Source organism: Pseudidiomarina fusca (assembly GCF_032227045.1).
Classification (GTDB): Bacteria; Pseudomonadota; Gammaproteobacteria; order Enterobacterales; family Alteromonadaceae; genus Pseudidiomarina; species Pseudidiomarina fusca.
In genome coordinates, this window is record NZ_JANFPJ010000035.1 from 1 (window position 1) to 20,056 (window position 20,056).

The following is a 20,056-nucleotide window of genomic DNA, read 5'->3' on the forward strand; positions in this document are numbered from 1 at the left end:
GCGAGAAAAAAATGCCAGTCAGCTCTTAACTGACTGGCATTAGGCGAAAGCCAGCTTTTTTATGGGTTAAAGCTAATTAGGCTTGTTCACGAGCAATGGCACGATAGCCAATGTCAGTGCGATAGAATGCCTGGTTCCAACGGATCTTACTAACGCCAGCATAAGCTTGCTGTTGAGCAGCGCTTACGCTATCGCCAATAGCAGTCACACACAGAACGCGGCCGCCGGCCGTCACTACTTGCCCTTCAGTATTGAGAGCCGTGCCAGCATGAAAGACCTTCACGCCAGTGGCTTCAGCTTCAGTAATGCCTGAAATCGCATCACCTTTGGCATAGCCATCTGGATAACCGCCAGCCGCCATCACCACGCCCACAGTCGCACGCGGATCAAACTGAATCTCACGACCAGCTAATTGGCCGGCGCAGGCAGCTAAGCACAGTTCAACTAAATCAGACTGTAAGCGCATCATGATGGGTTGAGTTTCAGGATCACCAAAGCGGCAATTGTACTCAAGTACTTTGGCGCTGCCGTCTGCTGCAATCATCAAACCAGCATAGAGAAAGCCAGTGTAAGGATGGCCTTCAGCTGCCATACCCTCTATGGTTGGCTGAATCACATGCTGCATCACCCATTCGTGCACACTAGGGGTAACCACAGGGGCTGGGGAGTAAGCCCCCATACCGCCCGTATTAGGGCCTTGGTCGCCGTTGTCACGTGCTTTATGATCTTGGCTCGAGGCAAACGGCAGCGCCGTAGTGCCATCCACCATGACAATAAAGCTCGCCTCTTCACCAACTAAGAACTCTTCAATCACTACTCGGCTACCCGCATCACCAAAGCGGTTACCTGCCAGCATATCAGCAATAGCAGCATCAGCTTCAGCAAGAGTTTGCGCAATGATCACGCCTTTGCCAGCAGCTAAGCCGTCAGCTTTGATGACGATTGGAGTGCCTTGCGCACGCACATAGGCTTGTGCGGCTTCAACGTCCGTAAAGGTGCCATAGGCAGCGGTTGGTATTTGGTGACGTGCTAAAAAGTCTTTGCTGAAAGCTTTTGAGCCCTCAAGTTGAGCTGCGGCCTGAGTTGGCCCGAAAATAGTGAGGCCCGCTGCGGTAAAACTGTCAACGACGCCCGCAACCAGTGGCGCTTCTGGGCCTACAATTGTCAGGGCAACCTGTTGTTGTTGCGCAAAGGCTAGTAAGGCAGCGATATCATCAGCAGCAATGGCCACGTTTTCGATACCAGTTTCAATAGCAGTGCCGGCATTACCAGGAGCGACAAACACTTGCTCCACACCCTGACACTGTGCGGCTTTCCAAGCTAATGCATGTTCGCGGCCACCGCCGCCAATTACCAATACTTTCATGAAGGTACTCGTTAATTATGAGGTTTAACAAATTTTAACGTAAAGCGGTCACTCTCACCAATCTCAATATACTTGTCGCGATCTTGATCGCCGGCAGCTAAGGTTGGTGGCAAGGTCCATACGCCGCGTGGATGCTCAGTGGTGTCGTTTGGATTCGCATTGATCTCACTGCGCGCAACCAGTTCAAATCCAGCCGCCTCAGCGAGTGCGATGGTATAGCTTTCTTTGATATAGCCGCTTGATTCCATATCACTATCCGGACGAGTTTCCGGTAACCGGTGATCAACAATCCCTAACATGCCACCGGGTTTGAGAGCTTGATAAAAGGTCGCAAAGGCACCTTTCATACCGGCTTCACCACTGGCCATGTACCAATTATGCAGGTTACGGAAGGTGAGCACTCTATCAGCACTTGCTGGTGGTGCAATAGTACTATTCTCTAAGGGCGAAAATTCAGTGATGATGACGTTACCGAACATAGCATCGTTAGCAACTCGTTCGGCATAGTTAGCGCGCGCACGAATAGCGAAACCACGCTCGTCAGAAGTGGCAAAGCCAGCCGCATAGAGTTGCCCATGCTGATGCAGATAAGGGGCTAGGATTTCGCTATACCAACCACCACCTGGCCAAATCTCGACCACTGTGTGGTGCGGCTCCACTTCAAAAAACTCGAGTGTTGCTTGGGGATTTCGGTACTGATCTCGTTGCATGTTGCTTGGCGTGCGCGCCGGGCTATTCATGGCTTCGGCCAATGCGGTGCTGTGAGCAGGGGCAGCTGCTTCATTCGAGCAGGCGCCCAGTAACGGAGTAAACAGTAGCGCTACGGCTACACCGGTTAATAGTTGGCGTTTAGTGGGCATCGCTAGTTTCCTTTTGCATCATTAAGTTATATGAGCTTAGCGCTAATCGTTCAGTTAGCAACTAAGCTCGCTCTCAATAACCTACGAATTAGTGACGGAAATGGCGCATTCCAGTAAAGACCATGGCGATCCCATGCTCGTTGGCAGCTGCGATAATTTCTTCGTCACGAATCGATCCACCGGGTTGAATAATGGCAGTAATACCAGCGGCAGCAGCAGCGTCAATTCCGTCTCGGAAGGGGAAGAAGGCATCGGATGCCATCACCGAGCCTGCTACCTCAAGGTTCTCATCAGCAGCTTTGATACCAGCGATCTTGGCGCTGTAGACACGGCTCATTTGGCCGGCGCCAACGCCAATCGTCATACCGTCTTTGGCATACACAATCGCATTAGATTTCACAAATTTGGCTACTTTCCAGCAGAATAACAAGTCTTCCAACTGCGCGGCAGTTGGCTGCTTGTCGGTAACCACTTTGAGATCGGCTATGGTGATTTCACCTAAATCGTTGTCTTGCACCAACAAGCCACCATTAACGCGCTTGTAGTCGAAACTTGGTACTCGTTGTGGTGCCCATTCGCCACACTCGAGTACGCGCACATTGGTTTTACTAGCGAGTGCATCTTTAGCCGCTTGGCTAATCACTGGGGCAATAATGACCTCGACAAACTGACGCGCCACAATTGCAGCTGCAGTCTCACCGTCGAGCTCACGGTTAAAAGCAATAATGCCACCAAAGGCTGAGGTTGGGTCGGTTTTAAAGGCGCGTTCATAAGCATCCAACGGATGGTTACCGATTGCCACGCCACATGGGTTGGCATGTTTCACAATCACACAAGCTGGTGCAGTAAAAGATTTCACACACTCAAGGGCGGCATCAGTGTCGGCAATGTTATTAAAGGATAATTCTTTACCCTGCAGCTGAATCGCAGTGGCGACTGATGCTTCTGCTGGTTTGTGCTCAACATAAAAAGCGGCTTGCTGATGGCTGTTTTCGCCATAGCGTAAATCTTGTTTCTTCTGTAACTGGGTATTAAAGGTACGTGGGAATTTACTGCTTTGCTGGGGCAACCGTGCGCCAAAATATTGAGCAATCATGCCATCATATTGAGCTGTGTGTTCAAAAGCTTTAATCGCTAAGTTAAAACGAGAATCGAAGCTTAGGCTGTTTTGATTAGCATCCATCTCGGCAATAACTGCGGCGTAATCATCAGCATTCACAATAATAGTCACGTCTTGATGATTTTTGGCGGCTGCACGCACCATCGTTGGGCCACCAATATCAATATTCTCTACCGCATCAGCATGGCTACAATCTGGTTTCGCGACAGTTTCTGCAAACGGGTATAAATTTACTACCACCATATCTATGGCAGCAATACCTTGCTCTTGCATCACTGCTTGGTCTCGATCACGACGAGCTAAAATGCCGCCATGAATTTTAGGATGCAAGGTCTTTACGCGACCGTCCATAATCTCCGGCTGGCCAGTATGTTCTGACACATCTGTTACGGCAATTTGGTGCTGGCGCAGTAAGGCTGCCGTACCACCTGTTGAGAGCAGCTCGACGCCACGCTGCACCAAAGCCTGAGCAAATTCGACAATGCCAGTTTTGTCAGAAACACTGAGTAAAGCGCGTTGAATAGGGCGGTGTTGCATGAAATGTTACCTTTCTTTAATAGTGAGTATTAAGTATTCAGTAGATACCAGTAAACTAAGATAGTTAATTTAAGTACGTGTTAGCAAATAACCTAGGCGTTAAAAACTGAGGATTAGAAAGAAAAAAAGAGCACACCAGGCGCTCTTTTTTTGGGGGCACTTAGTTCATGCCGTATTTTTTCAGCTTCTTACGCAAGGTACCACGGTTAATGCCAAGCATTGTCGCGGCGCGGGTTTGATTACCACGCGTGTAAGTCATGACCTCTTCTAACAACGGTGCTTCAACTTCAGCCAAAACCAACTCATACAATTCTTCAGGATCATGTCCTTCTAATTGCTTTAAGAATGAGTTCATGGCTTGCTTTACTGAATCACGTAGTGGCTTCGGCTGGGCATTGTTACCAATGGTGGTAAATGGAGAAACCGGGTCACGATGTGCGTTTTGATCAAACATAGGTGCGCTCTATCTCTTTAGTTTACTGTTACAAAAAAATTCGCCAAGGCGTCGAGTTGCTCGGCTGCATCCTCAATCACCAAAAACTGCTGGCGAAAATCCGCATTGGGTTGTTGTTGTTGCAAGTACCAACCCACATGTTTTCTGGCAATCCTTACACCGCTAAAGTCACCATAGTGTGCGTGCAAGCGTTTCACATGCTGCTGCACAACTCGGCTAACTTCGTGCGCCGTTGGTGGTGCTAAGTGTTCGCCCGTTGCTAAAAAATGGGCGATCTCACGAAACAACCAAGGATTACCTTGGGCGCCGCGACCAATCATGATGGCGTCGGCACCGGTATACGCTAAAACCTCGCGTGCTTTTTCTGGCGTCGTAATGTCGCCATTAGCAACTACGGGTATCGACACCGCCGCCTTGATTGCTTTGATGGTGTCGTACTCGGCGTGGCCTTTGTACATACAAGCTCGAGTACGTCCGTGTACGGCTAACGATTGTATTCCCGCTTGCTCCGCAATTTGGGCAATGGTTACTCCGTTACGATGCTCAGGCGTCCAGCCTGTGCGAATTTTTAGCGTGACTGGCACATCCACAGCAGCTACCACAGCAGTTAGAATAGCTTCTACAAGCTTTGGATACTGCAGCAGGGCCGAGCCGGCTAATTTCTTATTCACCTTTTTTGCTGGGCAGCCCATATTGATATCAATGATTTGCGCTCCGTGCTCAACATTGTGAACAGCAGCCGCAGCCATCAATTCAGGTTCTGACCCTGCAATTTGCACAGCTTTCACCCCAGGTTCATCAGCATGGCCCATTCGGTCTTGCGACTTTTTAGTGGCCCACACTTGCGGATTGCTCGAGAGCATTTCGGACACTGCCAACCCGGCTCCCAATTCTAAGCAGAGCTGTCGAAATGGAAGGTCTGTCACACCGGCCATGGGTGCGAGAATTACCGGATTTTCTATTGGATATGGTCCGATCCGCATCGGTTAAAAACTGTGCAACTCAAGGGTCGGAAATTTTAGGGAATTTAGCGCAGAAAGAAAAGGCTGTAATTTGTACAAAAACAGCCTTTTTTGCATTTTTTCCACTTGACAAAGTTACTCAAGACTAGTGTTTGCGTTTTGCGTGTAACATCACCCAACCTTCGCTGACACGAACCGGGCTAAAGTCGAATTCTTTGTTATAAGCGGCTTGTACTGCCGGAACTTGACGCTCCAGAATGCCAGACATGATGAGTTCACCGCCTGGAGCAACAAAAGCACTAATGACCGGAGCTAATTCTTGTAAGGGGCCGGCCAAAATATTGGCCATGACCAACTCGGCTTGTAACTCCGGTTGCTGACTTGGTAAATACACGGCTAAGCGTTCAGCAACACCATTGCGCTCAGCATTGGCGGTACTGGCAATCAGAGCTTGTTGATCGATATCGGTACCAATAGCCTGTTTGGCACCCAGCAACAATGCTGCAATCGCCAAAATACCTGAGCCACAGCCAAAATCAACCACGGTCTTACCGGTCACCTCAGCGCTATCCAACCATTCCAAACAAAGTGCCGTAGTAGGGTGAGTTCCTGTACCAAAGGCCATCCCCGGGTCGAGCATGATATTGACCGCATCGGGCTCGGGGATATCACGCCAGCTAGGGCAAACCCACAGCCGTTGACCAAAACGAATGGCATGAAAGTTATCCATCCACTCACGCTCCCAATCTTTGTCTTCTAGAGCATCGGTTTTGTATTGTAGCTCGTCTTTGAAGTAACTCGATTTGCGCAGGTTAGCGAGGATTGGCTTAAGGTCGGTTTCAGCTGAAAACAAACCAGTCACTAGAGTTTCCTGCCAATAGATGAGTTCGCCCAGCGGAGGCTCAAAAATCGGGTTGTCTTGGGCATCGCGATAGGTGACGGCCATAGCGCCATTGCCCTGCAGCATGTCGCCCACAAGGGGCGCATGCTTTTCAGGAGCCGATACGGTAAGTTGAATCCAAGGCATAGGCGTTAGTGACCACCCATGCCGAGCTTTTTCTCTAGATAGTGGATGTTCGTGCCACCGTGCTGGAAGTTTTCATCGGCCATGATGTCTTTCTGCAATGGCACATTGGTTTTAATACCTTCAATGATTAACTCACTCAGCGCATTGCGCATACGCGCTATTGCTACATCACGATTTTCACCATAGGTAATTAACTTGCCAATCATCGAATCGTAATTAGGTGGTACTCGATAATCTGCATACACATGCGAATCCCAACGCACTCCTAAACCACCTGGTGGGTGGAAGCGGGTGATGGTACCCGGCGATGGAATAAAAGTTGCTGGATCTTCAGCGTTAATCCGGCATTCAACAGCATGTCCGCGAATCACTACGTCTTCTTGTGAAATCGATAATTGACGACCCGCGGCAATGCGCAGTTGCTCTTTAATGAGATCGATTCCGGTAACCATTTCGGTAACTGGATGCTCAACCTGAATACGGGTATTCATTTCAATGAAATAGAATTCGCCGTTTTCGTAAAGGAACTCAAACGTACCGGCACCACGATAGCCAATCTCGATGCAGGCTTTGGCACAGCGTTCACCAATAAACTTACGCATCTCTGCGGTAATGCCTGGTGCTGGCGCTTCTTCAACGACCTTTTGGTGGCGGCGTTGCATCGAACAATCTCGCTCACCTAAGTAAACGGCGTTACCTTGACCATCAGCCAACACTTGAATCTCAATATGGCGAGGATTCTCTAAAAACTTCTCCATGTACACCATGGAGTTACCGAAGGCTGCTCCGGCTTCTGCTTTGGTGGTGCTAATAGCGCGAATCAGTTCGTCTTCTTTACGCACGACCCGCATGCCACGACCACCGCCGCCCCCAGCAGCTTTTACTATCACTGGATAGCCAATACGCTTAGCGGTTTTTAAGTTGGTGGCTTCATCGTCACCTAACGGACCGCCAGAGCCAGGCACACAAGGCACGCCTGCTTTCTTCATCGCCTCAATAGCAGAAACTTTATCGCCCATCAGGCGAATAACATCAGCGGTTGGGCCGACAAAAATGAAACCAGAGTTTTCTACTTGTTCGGCAAAGTCGGCATTCTCAGCAAGAAAGCCATAACCCGGGTGGATAGCTGCTGCGTCAGTAATTTCCGCCGCACTAATAATGCGTGGAATATTCAAATAACTATTAGTAGCAGGTGCATCGCCAATACAGATAGACTCATCGGCTAGCAGCACATGTTTTAAATTGCGGTCAACGGTAGAGTGTACCGCTACGGTTTTAATTCCGAGCTCTTTACAGGCGCGCAAAATACGCAGCGCAATCTCGCCTCGGTTAGCTATAACAACCTTATCTAACATGATTTTGGTCCTGGCAGATGCCGTTACTCAATAACAAATAATGGCTGATCAAACTCAACCGGCTCACCGTTTTCTACGAGAATTTGTTTCACCACTCCGCCTTTGTCGGCTTCGATCTGGTTCATCATTTTCATCGCTTCTACAATGCATAAGGTTTCGCCAGCTTTCACCTGTTGGCCAACGCTTACAAAGTCAGCGGCACCCGGTGCTGGAGCTGCGTAGAAAGTACCTACCATAGGTGATTTAACAACATGGCCTGAAATTTCTGGCGCTGCTGCTTCTGCTGCAGGTGCTGCCGCCGCCGGAGCTGGTGCCGGAGCAGGATAATGATGCATCGGTGCCGCTTGATAATGGACCGGAGCGCTGTGGCTGCCACCACGATGAATACGAACGGATTCTTCACCTTCGGTAATTTCTAATTCAGCGATACCAGATTCTTCTACCAGTTCGATTAATTTCTTAATTTTACGAATATCCATGAGTATTAATTACCTAATTAAATGTTATGAGTTGTGCTGTAAGTGCTGCTGGGCTGCTTGCAACGCGAGGCCATAGCCTTGCGCGCCAAGTCCACAGATAACCCCTACGGCTAGGTCTGATAAATAAGAATGCTTACGAAAGGCTTCGCGTGCATGAATATTGGAAAGATGTACTTCGATAAAAGGAATAGCTACCCCGGCCAAGGCATCACGCAAGGCAATGCTAGTATGAGTAAAGGCGCCTGGGTTGATTAGAATAAAATCGACATGGGTGGTTCTAGCTTCATGAATCCACTCAAGCAGTTGATGCTCAGCATTAGACTGTCTGCAGTCTAAAACAAGGTTTAACTGCTCAGCTTGTTGCCGCAGTTGATGCTCAATATCATTGAGGGTTTGTGAACCATAAATATCGGGCTCACGAGTGCCTAACAAATTAAGGTTGGGGCCATTGAGAAGCAATAGTCTTGATGTTCTGGCATTTTTTGTCGTCATAATGCTGCGATCTGCTGCGAAACGTCATGTCTCTAGGAATTTAGAGAATTAGAGGCCAAATTTGGCCTCTAGTTCCATGCTTATCTTGGCATTATAGAGAAAAAATGAGATTACGCAGCAAAATACTGGTCTTATCACCGCAGTTCGCTGCAATCTTTAATTTTCTGTTGTACTTTTCACATGCTCTGTAAATTCATCCGCCGGTAAAAACCCGGTGACTCTGGCACCTTGAACTTCCTCGCCGGCATAGAAAAATAAAATGGTAGGCAAACCTAATACCTGGTAGTGCTGCAATATTGCATTGTTTTCAGCCGTGTTGGCGGTAACGTCTGCTTGCAGCAAGCGCACATCGCTCAAGGCGTGCTGAACCTGCTCGTTAGCAAAGGTGTAGCGCTCAAACTCTTTACAAGCAACGCACCAGTCGGCGTACAAATCTAACATCACCCACTGTTGATTAGCTGCGGCTGCTGCTAACTCGGCCTCAATTGCAGCAACAGAAGTCACTTGTTTGAAAGGCAAATGAGCGCTGCTAGGCTGTGGCCACCAGGCATAGAGTAAGCCACTAGCAAGAATCAGCCAAACACTGCTGAACACCATTGCTGGCTTACGCGCCATTTCAGCCCAGCCGCTAACAATAAGGTAAATCGCACTAGCACAGATAAAGAGCACCCATAGCCAATCTGCTACGTGAAAGGGCAAGAGGCGTTCTACTAACACGAGCGCAACTGCGAGCAAGATAACGCCGAACAACCGTTTTACTGTGTTCATCCAAGCGCCGGCTTTAGGCAATAGTTTGCCACCCGTTACTCCAAACACTAATAAGGGGAGGCCCATGCCGATACTCAATGCATATAGAATGGCCCCGCCATTTACGATATCGCCCGACTGAGCAATGAATAGCAGCACGCCAGAAAGCGGAGCGGTAGTGCATGGTGAGGCTATTAATCCTGATAGGGCGCCCATGATAAAGACACTGGAATGTGCTCCACCACGTTGACCTTGGCTAATACTATTGAGGTAATTTTGCCACTTACTCGGTAAGGTGATGGTATACACACCCATCATACTCAGGGCCAGCAACACAAACACTAGGGCTAGCACCACTAACAAAACTGGGTGCTGCAACATGGCTTGATAGCGCAATCCAGCTAGGGCTACCACAATACCTAGTGCTGAATAGGTCACGGCCATCCCTTGTACATAAGCGAACGACAAGGTAAATGCACGCAGCGTCGTTAAGGGTTTACGCGCAGCTGTTGTCGAGCCAGTAGCCGATGCAGCAGGCCCAGAAGAGCCCATGATGATGGCAGAAATAATCGGGTACATAGGCAACACGCAAGGCGTAAAAGCTAAGCCAATCCCGAGGACTAAAAATAACCCCAGCGACAACCACAGGGGCTGCTCATGAATTGCATCAAAAATGCTAGCAGATTCTGATTGTTGACTATTCTCAGTGATCTGCTCAAAAGACACTGCCGTGCCAGTGGCTTGAACGGCATTCAGCTCAATGGTTTTATCCGTGGGCGGGTAACATAAACCGGCATCGGCGCAGCCCTGATAAGAAATCACGAAAGTTTGTTGAGGCGCCGCCTGCTGCAACTCATAAGTGATTTCAACGTAATCGCGATACACCACCGTTTCGCCGAAAAACTCATCAAAGTGGGGCTCACCTTCTGGTAATTGTGGTTGCGCTTGCAAAGCCACATCACTTTTCACCACAAATCGGTGCTGGTAGAGATAATAAGATGGCGCAATGGTCCATTGTAAGGTCAGTTGATCGCCGTCTTGCTTGAAATTGAACGCAAAAGCTTCGTCAACAGGTAAGAATTCGGGTTGTTGAAAAGGGTCACTACTTTGGAGCTGAAACTGTTGTGCCTGAGCCCCAGCAGTGAGCATCCATACCAGCGCTAATAAAGTAGAGAGAATAACGAGAGGGTACTGCTTAACTGTCATGATTGGGTGACCTGTGTTATCCAATTTAAATAATCGGGTGAGCCTTCCGTAATAGGCACAGCAATAAGTTCCGCCACATCGTAGGGGTGTGCTTGTTGCACCAGCGCAAAGAGTGCCTCAAGACAGCCTACGGTTGTCTTGATCTGCAACAAGACTTCTTCATCGGCATGGATATGATCATCCCACCAATACATGGATGTTGTTGGCGATGAAATATTAACGCAGGCAGCTAAGCGCGCTCGTAAAACTTTTTCAGCAATGGCTTTGGCTGATTGCTTGCTAGGACAACTGCATACCACAATACGATAGGTTGACGATGTTGGCATTAGTTTTATCTCTTCTCATTGAGTACGCTAAAAGACTATCTTACGACCAGTATACGAAAACAAAAAAAATTTATCATTGCACCTTGAGTTCTTATTTTTACCCCCCATAACTGGTGCACATTCACTTTTTAACTGCTTTGGTTCATCCCCAAAGCTTTTATCAACCCACAAACTTAGGTTTAGGAGTTATCCAAGATGAAACTTCGTCCTTTACATGATCGAGTGATCATTAAGCGTTCAGAAGCAGAAACTAAATCTGCTGGTGGTATTGTATTGACCGGTTCAGCCGCAGAAAAATCAACCCAAGGTGAGGTTGTAGCTGTAGGTAACGGTCGTATCCTTGAAAATGGCGAGGTGAAAGCGCTAGACGTAAAAGTTGGCGATACCGTGCTATTTAACGAAGGATATGGTGTTAAGACGCAAAAGATCGAGGGTGAAGAGTACTTGATCATGAGCGAATCAGACATTCTAGCGATCGTAGAAGGCTAAGGAGAAATAAACATGGCAGCTAAAGAAGTCATTTTTGGAAACAGTGCACGTCAACGCATGCTTAAAGGCGTGAACGTTCTTGCTGACGCAGTTAAAGTAACTTTGGGCCCTAAGGGTCGTAACGTCGTCCTAGAAAAATCATTTGGCGCACCTTTGATCACCAAAGATGGTGTTTCAGTAGCCAAAGAAATCGAACTAGAAGATAAGTTCGAAAACATGGGCGCACAGATGGTGAAAGAAGTTGCCTCTAAAGCTAATGACGAAGCAGGTGACGGTACTACCACCGCTACTGTGTTGGCACAATCAATTGTCAACGAAGGCTTAAAAGCGGTTGCTGCGGGCATGAATCCAATGGATTTGAAACGCGGTATTGATAAAGCCGTCATCAGTGCTGTTGAAGAGCTGAAGAAAATTTCACAACCTTGTGACAATACCAAAGCTATCGCTCAGGTAGGTACTATCTCTGCTAACTCAGATAGCACCATCGGTGAAATCATCGCTAAAGCGATGGAAAAGGTAGGTAAAGAAGGTGTTATCACGGTTGAAGAAGGTCAAGCATTGCAAGATGAACTTGACGTTGTTGAAGGTATGCAGTTTGACCGTGGTTACTTATCGCCATACTTCATCAATAACCAAGAAAACGGCACTGTCGAATTAGAAAGTCCGTTTATTTTATTGGTTGATAAAAAAGTATCTAACATTCGTGAATTGTTACCAGTTCTTGAAGGCGTAGCTAAATCAGGTAAGCCATTGTTGATTATTGCCGAAGATGTTGAAGGCGAAGCCTTAGCTACTTTGGTTGTGAACAACATGCGTGGCATCGTGAAAGTAGCGGCAGTAAAAGCACCAGGCTTCGGCGATCGCCGTAAAGCTATGTTGCAAGACATCGCTGTATTGACTGGCGGTACTGTGATTTCAGAAGAAATTGGTATGGAACTAGAGAAAGCTCAACTTGAAGATCTAGGTACTGCCAAACGTGTAGTGATCAACAAAGACAACACCACGATTGTTGATGGTAATGGCGACCAAGCAGCCATTGAAGGCCGTGTTACTCAGATTCGTCAACAAGTAGAGGAAACTACTTCTGATTACGACCGCGAAAAACTGCAAGAGCGTTTAGCTAAACTTGCTGGCGGTGTTGCAGTTATTAAAGTAGGTGCTGCGACTGAAGTAGAAATGAAAGAGAAAAAAGCACGTGTTGAAGATGCTCTGCATGCAACTCGCGCAGCGGTAGAAGAAGGCGTTGTGCCTGGTGGTGGTGTAGCATTAGTGCGAGCTGCTAGCAAACTTGCTGACTTACGTGGTGATAATGAAGACCAAAACGTAGGTATCAAGTTAGCACTTCGTGCGATGGAATCACCACTGCGTCAAATCGCTACTAACGCTGGCGCTGAAGGTTCTGTAGTAGCCAATAACGTGAAAAACGGCGAAGGTAACTACGGTTACAACGCAGGTCAAGACGTGTATGGCGACATGCTAGAAATGGGTATTTTGGATCCAACCAAAGTAACTCGTTCAGCGTTACAGTTTGCTTCATCTATCGCGGCCCTGATGATTACTACCGAAGCTATGGTAGCGGAAGTGCCAAAAGATGAGCCAGCTGCTCCAGATATGGGTGGCATGGGTGGAATGGGCGGCATGATGTAATATTAAGGCCGTCAATTAACCCGTATAAAAACAAAGGGTTATGCAATCGTGTTGACAGTTTTGTTGACGCTTTTGTTGACAGTGAAAGAGGGAGGTGTTTCGGCATCTCCCTTTTTTTATTTTGTATGTCACACTTTTAATCCGAGTAGCGTCTAAACTAATAGAAGCGCATAGAATGCGATATCGAGCGTCTCAGTAGGAGGACTCAAAAGATGAAAAAAACTCTATTAGTAACTGGTTTAATGTTAGCTGGGCTATGTCATCAAACTGCGATCGCGGCGGAAGCGAACGTTAGTTGGGGTGACCCCAAAAAATTCTTTGATATTGAAGCTGTTGGCGATAAACAAGACCGCTTTGAACAGCGTGTTATGGACGAACTTACTGCTTATATTGGTGAATTAGCTGAGAAGCTGCCAGCCGATCATCAGTTCACCATAACTATTAATGATCTCGATTTAACTGGGCGTGTTGAGCCGGTCTTTGTTGATACTGGAATGCGCTATCAGCGTGTGGTCGACGAGATTAGTTATCCAATGATTAAGTTTACCTACAGTTATACCGATGCTAACGGACAAGTTATCCAAGAAGGTGAGGAACGGATAAAAGATTTAGGTAGCATTATTACTCGACGTGAAATCATGCGTAGTAGCCGTGATAATGTTTACTTTGAGAAACAACTGCTTCGTGATTGGTTTAAAGATAACTTTAAAGAGTATTTTTAACTAGCTCTTTGAATACTGCAAACGCCACTCCTTCAGAGTGGCGTTTTACTTGCTTCGCCGGCAATTTCTCGAACTAACTTTGGCACTAAAAAACCCGGTAGTTCAGCTAATAATTGTTGATACAGCTTAAGGGCTGCCTCATCGGTAACGGCAAAATGACTGGCACCAGCCACTTTATCTAATTGATGTAGATAATAAGGCATGATGTTGGCGGCAAAGAGTTTTTCGCTTAGTTCACTGAGGCAGGTAGCCGAGTCATTAATACCCTTTAACAGCACGCTTTGATTTAGCAGCGTAACACCGGCTTGATGCCAAACTTGTGCGGCCGCAGCTAATTCGTCTGCTACTTCTCGCGGGTGATTGATATGCAACACCAGAATAGCTTGCAGGTGACTTCGGGCTAAGCGCTCGGCAAGCTTGCTGGTTAATCGCGTCGGCAATACTACGGGTAGCCGTGAATGGATTCGTATGCGGCGTAATTGCGGTAGTTGCTCTAAGGTTGTTAGTATCTCATCAAGCTTTTCATCGGTAGCCAAAAGGGGATCGCCGCCACTTAAAATCACTTCATTAATATTGGTATCCGACGCTATGGTGGCAACTAAGCTGGCCAGTTCAGACCTACCAAAGCTATGCTGTTGATAAGGAAAATGACGACGAAAACAATAGCGGCAGTTAATCGCACAGCCACCTTTTAAGATAACTAACACGCGCGACTTATATTTATGTAGAATCCCCGGCTGTGTATTAGACTGCTCAGCTAAAGGGTCTTTGGTAAATTCTGGATGTTCAGTAAATTCGTTCTGGTGCGGCATCACCTGCAAGAGCAAAGGGTCATTGCAATCACCTGGCTGCATCAACTTCACAAAATGAGGCGTCACCCGAAGTGGAAACAGACGCCTTGCTTCGCGATGTTGAGCAACCCAGCTAGCCGGTAGTTGCAGTAACTCACCAAGCTGTTCGGGTGAGGTTATTGCTTGCGCTAACTGCTGTTGCCACAGAGGACGAATGGATACTGCTTGAGAATCGGACACAAAAAACCTACTTATTATTTCCACGAACGAATTATTTTACCTGAAAAATACTGCGTTATGGTTTATTATTGCGCGCGAAATCGCTTAATTTAAAAGCATACGAGGAAGCTATGGCGAATTACAGCACAAACGAATTTAAAGCTGGCTTAAAAATCATGCAAGATGGTGAGCCCTGTTCAATTGTAGAAAACGAAATGGTTAAGCCTGGTAAAGGGCAAGCCTTTAACCGTGTTCGTATTCGTAAATTAATCAGCGGCAAAGTTGTTGAGAAGACCTTCAAATCAGGTGACTCAGTAGAAGGTGCGGATGTTGTTGATGTTGATTTAGCCTATCTCTATAACGATGGCGAGTTCTGGCATTTTATGAACAACGAAACCTTTGAGCAATTGGCTGCCGATGCAAAAGCTGTGGGCGACATGACCAAATGGTTAGTTGAGCAAGATGTATGTACGTTAACACTTTGGAACGGTAACCCGATCGCGGTAACACCACCTAACTTTGTTGAGTTAGAGATCGTTGAAACCGATCCTGGTTTGAAAGGTGATACTGCTGGTACCGGTGGTAAGCCAGCTACGTTGTCTACAGGCGCGGTGGTTCGGGTTCCATTATTCGTACAGATTGGCGAAATCATTAAAGTAGATACTCGCTCTGGCGAATACGTATCACGCGTACAAAAGTAAATCAGTTAGGGCATAGCAGTGCAGCTATCAGATAATTGGCGGCCATCCGCGTCGTTAGAATTATTGCAACAACGGGCAGCATTGCTACGCCAACTTCGAGAGTTTTTCTGGCAACGTCAGGTGCTAGAAGTGGATACGCCATTGCTGTCACGCTATGGCGTAACCGATGTTCATCTGAGTAATCTGCAAACCCGAGTTGCGGTGTTACCAAACCAGCCATTCTATCTACAGACATCACCCGAGTACGCCATGAAGCGTCTGCTTGCCGCTTATGGTTGTAGCATTTATCAACTTGGAAAAGTCTTTCGGGATGATGAAGTAGGGCCACGGCATAACCCTGAATTCACGATGTTAGAATGGTATCGTGTTGGCTTTACGATGGCAGAGCTTATTGCGGAAGTCGTCGAACTCCTATTATTAGTGTTGGGTGAGCGTATGGTTGTCCAACAAACCTATCAAGAGCTCTTTCAGCGTTATCTCGCAGTTGATCCTCTTGCGGCTTCAGTCTCGCAACTGCAACGGGCTTTAAGTGATTACACCGAAGTTGCAGATTTAGCCGAGCGCGAGGACGATCGAGACACTTTATTGCAATTAGCCATGGCTTGTGTGATTGAGCCTCGCTTAAATGTTGACGCAATAACCATTGTCACTCATTTTCCGAGTAGCCAAGCAGCCTTGGCAGAAATTGCCGCTGATGATAGTCGTGTGGCCTTGCGATTTGAAGTGTATGCAGGCGGAATAGAGCTTGCCAATGGCTATCAAGAGCTCACGCAAGCAGCTGAACAAACCCAACGTTTTGCGATAGATAATCAACTACGTTTGCAGTTGGGGCGTCCTCAAGCTGCAGCCGACACGCGATTACTACAAGCACTTGCTGCAGGGTTTCCGAACTGTGCCGGAGTCGCTTTAGGGTTTGACCGATTACTCATGATCCAAAGCAAAAAGGCGAACATTCAATCTGTGCTACCTTTTGATCTGTCTTGCGCCTAATTAAGTAATGTTATAATATAACACGACTGTCTTGGCACACCTTAAGTAAAAGCACGGATTATCATGACGCAACGTTCGCTCGACAAAACTGGTATTTGGGTAACCACCTTATGTGCGTTACATTGCCTCGCTTTGCCTGTGATTTTGCCGTTGTTGTCGGTGATTGGTTTATCTTTTATTGGCGAAGAGTTTTTAGAGCGTACCATCCTTTCGTTGAGTATTGTGATTGGTCTTATCGCCTTAGGCTTCGGCGTGCGGAAACATGCGCAATGGTACCCGTTATTATTATTAATTTGCGGTGGCGCTGTTTACTGGAATAAAGATAGCTTTGGTGAGTTTGCTGAACCTTTAGTTATTCTCATTGGTGCCGGTCTGATCATTGCTGCGCACTGGGTTAACTTAAGATTAGTACGCAGCTGTCCGATCAAGCCTCAAGTGCAATAGGCTATTGCACTTTACGAGTTAGGATAACCCCGGCTTCCATGTGATGAGTATATGGAAACTGATCAAATAACGCCGTTTGGGTAACTTCGTGAGTGTTGGCTAATTGGCCAATGTTTTCAGCTAAGGTTTCCGGGTTACAGGAAATATAAACAATCATCTCGTACTGACGTACAAGCTCAATCGTATCCATATCTAATCCAGCTCTTGGCGGATCCACTAAAACCGTTTGGCAATTAAAACTCAAAACATCGGCCTCAGTCGCGCGGCGAGATTGTTTACTGCCAGCCAGAACGGCACTGAAATCTTCAGCAGACATCCTAACTAAAGTGACATTCTTTATCTTATTTAATTCGCAGTTATAAATGGCAGAAGCGACAGAAGTTTTACTTATTTCTGTAGCCAACACCCGGTCAAAGTTTTGTGCTAACGGCAAACTGAAATTCCCATTACCACAATACAGTTCGAGTAAGTCGCCAGGACGGTCTTGTGTGGCTGCTAGGGCCCATTCAATCATATGCTTATTTACTGCAGCATTAGGTTGCGTAAAGCTATTTTCAACTTGTTGAAAAGAGTAATCACGCCCGGCAATCGTTAAAGTCTCAGTCACCCAATCTTGCTCAAGACAGATTTTTTGTTTTTTTGCTCGGCCGATAATATGAATCTCACCATATTGGCTTAAGTGCTGCTTTAATTGCTGTGCGAATAACTGCCACTCTTCATCTAATTGGCGATGATAGATTAATGAAATCAGTGCTTGGTCTGTGGTTGTGGTAAGAAACTCTACCTGAAAAAGCTTATTGCGCAGTACCGGTTGGTATTTAACGTAGTCAATAATGGCCGGCATCAAGTGATTAATAAGCTCACTCCCTACTGGAAATTGATCGGTGCGTATCTTAGCGCGCGTTTCTGCGTCAAACATGATGTAGAACAGGTCATCGCCGTCATGCCAAACTCTAAATTCGGCGCGCATCCGATAATGTGAGGCCGGCGAGGAAAATACTGTTGGCGATGCCGCAGTATAAGGAGCCAGCAGCTGTTGCAAGCGCGTTACTTTAGTCTCAAGTTGACTGGCATAGTGGGCGGGATTAACTGCACCTGTAGTCATGGTTGCTCCTATCGCTAAAAAAGACTGGGCATTGTAACCTTCGACTTAAAAATGTCTACTAGCATGACCGAGCAATTCAAAATGTAAAAATCTACCTATGACATTGCACCTATCGGAAATATAGACAATGATGACAGGGTTAGATATTTTTATCTAAGAAACTCCCATAAATAGAACAATATATAAAAAGGTTTCAGCTATGTCTAAAGTGTCCAAGTTAGGAATGTTTGCCATAACCACGGCGGCCTTGTGTGTTGCATCGGCCGTTCATGCGGAGCAGCCCGATTCGGCTGGCCACAACAAAGAGCGAGTGTTAGTCGAATTCAAACCAGGTACACAAAGACTTATAGCTGACTACGTGATGGCAAATGATGCCAGCAAACCTGAGCCAACGCCTCCGCCTACGGATACTAAAAAAAAAGAAAAACCAAGAGAGCCCTGGCCTCCTAAGTTTATCGTTCTTGATCTTCCTGAACGTAACATGATGGCGTTGGAAGTTTCTGCTAATGCAATTCAGGGGCTACGTAATAATCCGAATGTGATTTCAGTAGAGCCGGATGAGAAGCGCTATCTCTACAGTACTCAATACGAACCTGGTAAGCCTTACGGCATCAGTCAGGTACAAGCAGACTTATTGAGTGATGGTGCCGCAGGTAGTCGAACTCTTTGTATTATCGATTCAGGGTATGATTTAGGCCATCCGGATCTGCCTCAGACGAATGTTTCTGGTAGTTTTGATGCTGGTACCGGCAATTGGTATACCGATGAGAACGGCCATGGTACCCACGTTGCCGGAACTATTGCGGCGTTAACCAATGGTGAAGGCGTTGTTGGAGTGTTGCCAAATGGGCAAATCAATCTTCACATCGTGAAGGTCTTTGCTGAATCGGGTTGGGCCTATTCTTCTTCATTGATTGCCGCGACCGATGAATGTGTAACAGCCGGCGCCCAAGTAATCAATATGAGTCTAGGTGGTTCTCGTGCGAGCAAAGCTGAAGAACGAGCTTTTACCAATCTTGCCAATGCCGGCGTGCTAAGTGTCGCTGCCGCAGGTAATGACGGCAATACACGACATTCTTATCCTGCTTCTTATGCATCGGTCGTATCAGTCGCTGCAGTTGATGCTAACGAACAAATAGCCAGCTTTTCTCAACAGACAGATCAAGTTGAGTTGGCTGCACCTGGGGTCAGTGTTTTATCTTCTGTACCTCGGGGTACCGGTGAAAAAGTAGAATTAACCGTAGCGAACACCCAATACACAGCCACTTCGATCGATGGCGCGCTGCCAATTATTGCCACGGGCGCTTTAGCTGCTTGCGGCATTGCTGATGCAGCATGTACAAATGTAGCTAATCAAGTCTGCTTGATTGAACGTGGCGTGGTATCTTTCGCTGAAAAGGTACAAGCCTGTGAAGCCGGTGGTGGTGTGGGTGCTGTTATATATAACAATGAACCGGGTGAGTTACTGGCAGCCCTAGGTGATTATGCTGCCAGTATCCCAGCAGTCGGTATTAGCGCTGCCGATGGTGCGACTTTGTTAACCCAACTCGGTAGTAGCACCTCAGTAGGTTCAGCTACCAGCGATTGGGCTTTCTTTGATGGTACGTCAATGGCATCACCGCATGTTGCTGGTGTTGCAGCACTTGTTTGGTCTTTTCATACAACCTGTAGCAACCAAGATATTCGCACCGCACTAACCAACACAGCTAAAGACTTAGGTACTAGCGGTAAAGACAATGCCTATGGTTACGGCTTAGTACAGGCAAAAGCCGCGGTTGATTACTTAGATAGTTATGGTTGTAGTGGAAATGGCGGTGATAATACCGGTGGCGGTGATACTGGGGGAGAAGATGGTAGTAATCCTGGTAGCGGTAAAGGAAATGGTAAAGGCGGTAAAAAATAGCCTTTTCACTGGATTAGTAACAAAAAGCTCACCTTTGTGAGCTTTTTTTATGCGGGGTGAACACAAAATCAGCAGTCAGTAAAAAAACACTTAAAAAGTTGAAAAAGGCGCTTG

General features: G+C 47.0%; 20 protein-coding genes. 7 read left to right on the forward strand and 13 right to left on the reverse strand.

The annotated features are described in order from the left end of the window. Positions 1-76: 76 nt before the first annotated feature. The 11 genes from purD to cutA form a co-directional block, all read right to left on the reverse strand. Positions 77-1,366: a phosphoribosylamine--glycine ligase gene (gene purD / locus NOG12_RS11805; protein ID WP_110077007.1), complete on the reverse strand. Its 1,290-nt coding sequence runs from the start codon at positions 1,364-1,366 to the stop codon at positions 77-79. A gap of 11 nt (positions 1,367-1,377) precedes the next feature. Then, complete coding sequence (locus tag NOG12_RS11810; RefSeq protein ID WP_313933354.1) at positions 1,378-2,226, reverse strand: class I SAM-dependent methyltransferase; 849 nt, start codon at positions 2,224-2,226, stop codon at positions 1,378-1,380. Positions 2,227-2,314: 88 nt separating this feature from the next. Further along, positions 2,315-3,883: a bifunctional phosphoribosylaminoimidazolecarboxamide formyltransferase/IMP cyclohydrolase gene (gene purH, locus NOG12_RS11815; RefSeq protein ID WP_313933355.1), complete on the reverse strand. Its 1,569-nt coding sequence runs from the start codon at positions 3,881-3,883 to the stop codon at positions 2,315-2,317. 160 nt (positions 3,884-4,043) lie between these two features. Further along, complete coding sequence (gene fis, locus NOG12_RS11820; protein WP_110077004.1) at positions 4,044-4,337, reverse strand: DNA-binding transcriptional regulator Fis; 294 nt, start codon at positions 4,335-4,337, stop codon at positions 4,044-4,046. Between the two features lie 17 nt (positions 4,338-4,354). Further along, positions 4,355-5,320, reverse strand: coding sequence for a tRNA dihydrouridine synthase DusB (gene dusB / locus NOG12_RS11825; protein ID WP_110077003.1), 966 nt, complete (start codon positions 5,318-5,320; stop codon positions 4,355-4,357). A gap of 124 nt (positions 5,321-5,444) precedes the next feature. Continuing rightward, complete coding sequence (gene prmA / locus NOG12_RS11830) at positions 5,445-6,326, reverse strand: 50S ribosomal protein L11 methyltransferase (protein ID WP_313933356.1); 882 nt, start codon at positions 6,324-6,326, stop codon at positions 5,445-5,447. 5 nt (positions 6,327-6,331) lie between these two features. Then, positions 6,332-7,681 carry an acetyl-CoA carboxylase biotin carboxylase subunit gene (gene accC / locus NOG12_RS11835; protein WP_313933357.1) on the reverse strand — a complete coding sequence of 450 codons (1,350 nt, stop codon included), beginning with the start codon at positions 7,679-7,681 and terminating at the stop codon, positions 6,332-6,334. A 23-nt stretch (positions 7,682-7,704) separates the two neighbouring features. Then, entirely contained in the window at positions 7,705-8,160 is a 456-nt protein-coding gene (gene accB / locus NOG12_RS11840) for an acetyl-CoA carboxylase biotin carboxyl carrier protein (protein WP_313933358.1), read from the reverse strand. A gap of 24 nt (positions 8,161-8,184) precedes the next feature. Next, entirely contained in the window at positions 8,185-8,652 is a 468-nt protein-coding gene (gene aroQ / locus NOG12_RS11845) for a type II 3-dehydroquinate dehydratase (protein WP_153827254.1), read from the reverse strand. Between the two features lie 156 nt (positions 8,653-8,808). Continuing rightward, positions 8,809-10,605: a protein-disulfide reductase DsbD gene (locus NOG12_RS11850; RefSeq protein WP_313933359.1), complete on the reverse strand. Its 1,797-nt coding sequence runs from the start codon at positions 10,603-10,605 to the stop codon at positions 8,809-8,811. Next, entirely contained in the window at positions 10,602-10,931 is a 330-nt protein-coding gene (cutA, locus tag NOG12_RS11855) for a divalent-cation tolerance protein CutA (RefSeq protein ID WP_110076997.1), read from the reverse strand. The genes NOG12_RS11850 and cutA overlap by 4 nt, the downstream gene beginning before the upstream one ends. A gap of 195 nt (positions 10,932-11,126) precedes the next feature. On the opposite strand from cutA, the gene NOG12_RS11860 reads away from it, so the two are divergent. The 3 genes from NOG12_RS11860 (at position 11,127) to NOG12_RS11870 (ending at position 13,789) form a co-directional block, all read left to right on the forward strand. Next, a complete protein-coding gene (locus NOG12_RS11860) occupies positions 11,127-11,420 on the forward strand; it encodes a co-chaperone GroES (protein ID WP_110076996.1) in 294 nt (97 codons plus the stop codon). 12 nt (positions 11,421-11,432) lie between these two features. Beyond that, positions 11,433-13,067, forward strand: coding sequence for a chaperonin GroEL (gene groL, locus NOG12_RS11865; RefSeq protein WP_110076995.1), 1,635 nt, complete (start codon positions 11,433-11,435; stop codon positions 13,065-13,067). A gap of 212 nt (positions 13,068-13,279) precedes the next feature. Further along, complete coding sequence (locus tag NOG12_RS11870; protein WP_313933360.1) at positions 13,280-13,789, forward strand: DUF3016 domain-containing protein; 510 nt, start codon at positions 13,280-13,282, stop codon at positions 13,787-13,789. A 32-nt stretch (positions 13,790-13,821) separates the two neighbouring features. Here the strand turns inward: NOG12_RS11870 and epmB are convergent, their stop codons facing one another. Continuing rightward, on the reverse strand, positions 13,822-14,820 hold the full coding sequence (epmB, locus tag NOG12_RS11875) for an EF-P beta-lysylation protein EpmB (protein WP_313933361.1): 999 nt from the start codon (positions 14,818-14,820) through the stop codon (positions 13,822-13,824). 110 nt (positions 14,821-14,930) lie between these two features. On the opposite strand from epmB, the gene efp reads away from it, so the two are divergent. From efp to NOG12_RS11890, 3 genes are all read left to right on the forward strand, one after another. Further along, positions 14,931-15,500, forward strand: a complete 570-nt coding sequence (gene efp, locus NOG12_RS11880) for an elongation factor P (protein WP_110076993.1) — start codon at positions 14,931-14,933, stop codon at positions 15,498-15,500. Positions 15,501-15,518: 18 nt separating this feature from the next. After that, on the forward strand, positions 15,519-16,490 hold the full coding sequence (gene epmA / locus NOG12_RS11885) for an EF-P lysine aminoacylase EpmA (RefSeq protein ID WP_313933362.1): 972 nt from the start codon (positions 15,519-15,521) through the stop codon (positions 16,488-16,490). Between the two features lie 63 nt (positions 16,491-16,553). Beyond that, positions 16,554-16,934: a MerC domain-containing protein gene (locus tag NOG12_RS11890; protein WP_110076991.1), complete on the forward strand. Its 381-nt coding sequence runs from the start codon at positions 16,554-16,556 to the stop codon at positions 16,932-16,934. Position 16,935: 1 nt separating this feature from the next. On the opposite strand, the gene trmA is transcribed toward NOG12_RS11890, so the two are convergent. Further along, the gene (trmA, locus tag NOG12_RS11895) at positions 16,936-18,039 is read right to left on the reverse strand and encodes a tRNA (uridine(54)-C5)-methyltransferase TrmA (protein ID WP_153827258.1); all 1,104 of its coding nucleotides are present in this window, start codon (positions 18,037-18,039) and stop codon (positions 16,936-16,938) included. A gap of 199 nt (positions 18,040-18,238) precedes the next feature. Between trmA and NOG12_RS11900 the strand changes: the two genes are divergently transcribed. Then, a complete protein-coding gene (locus NOG12_RS11900; protein ID WP_313933363.1) occupies positions 18,239-19,942 on the forward strand; it encodes a S8 family serine peptidase in 1,704 nt (567 codons plus the stop codon). The last annotated feature ends 114 nt before the right edge of the window (positions 19,943-20,056 follow it).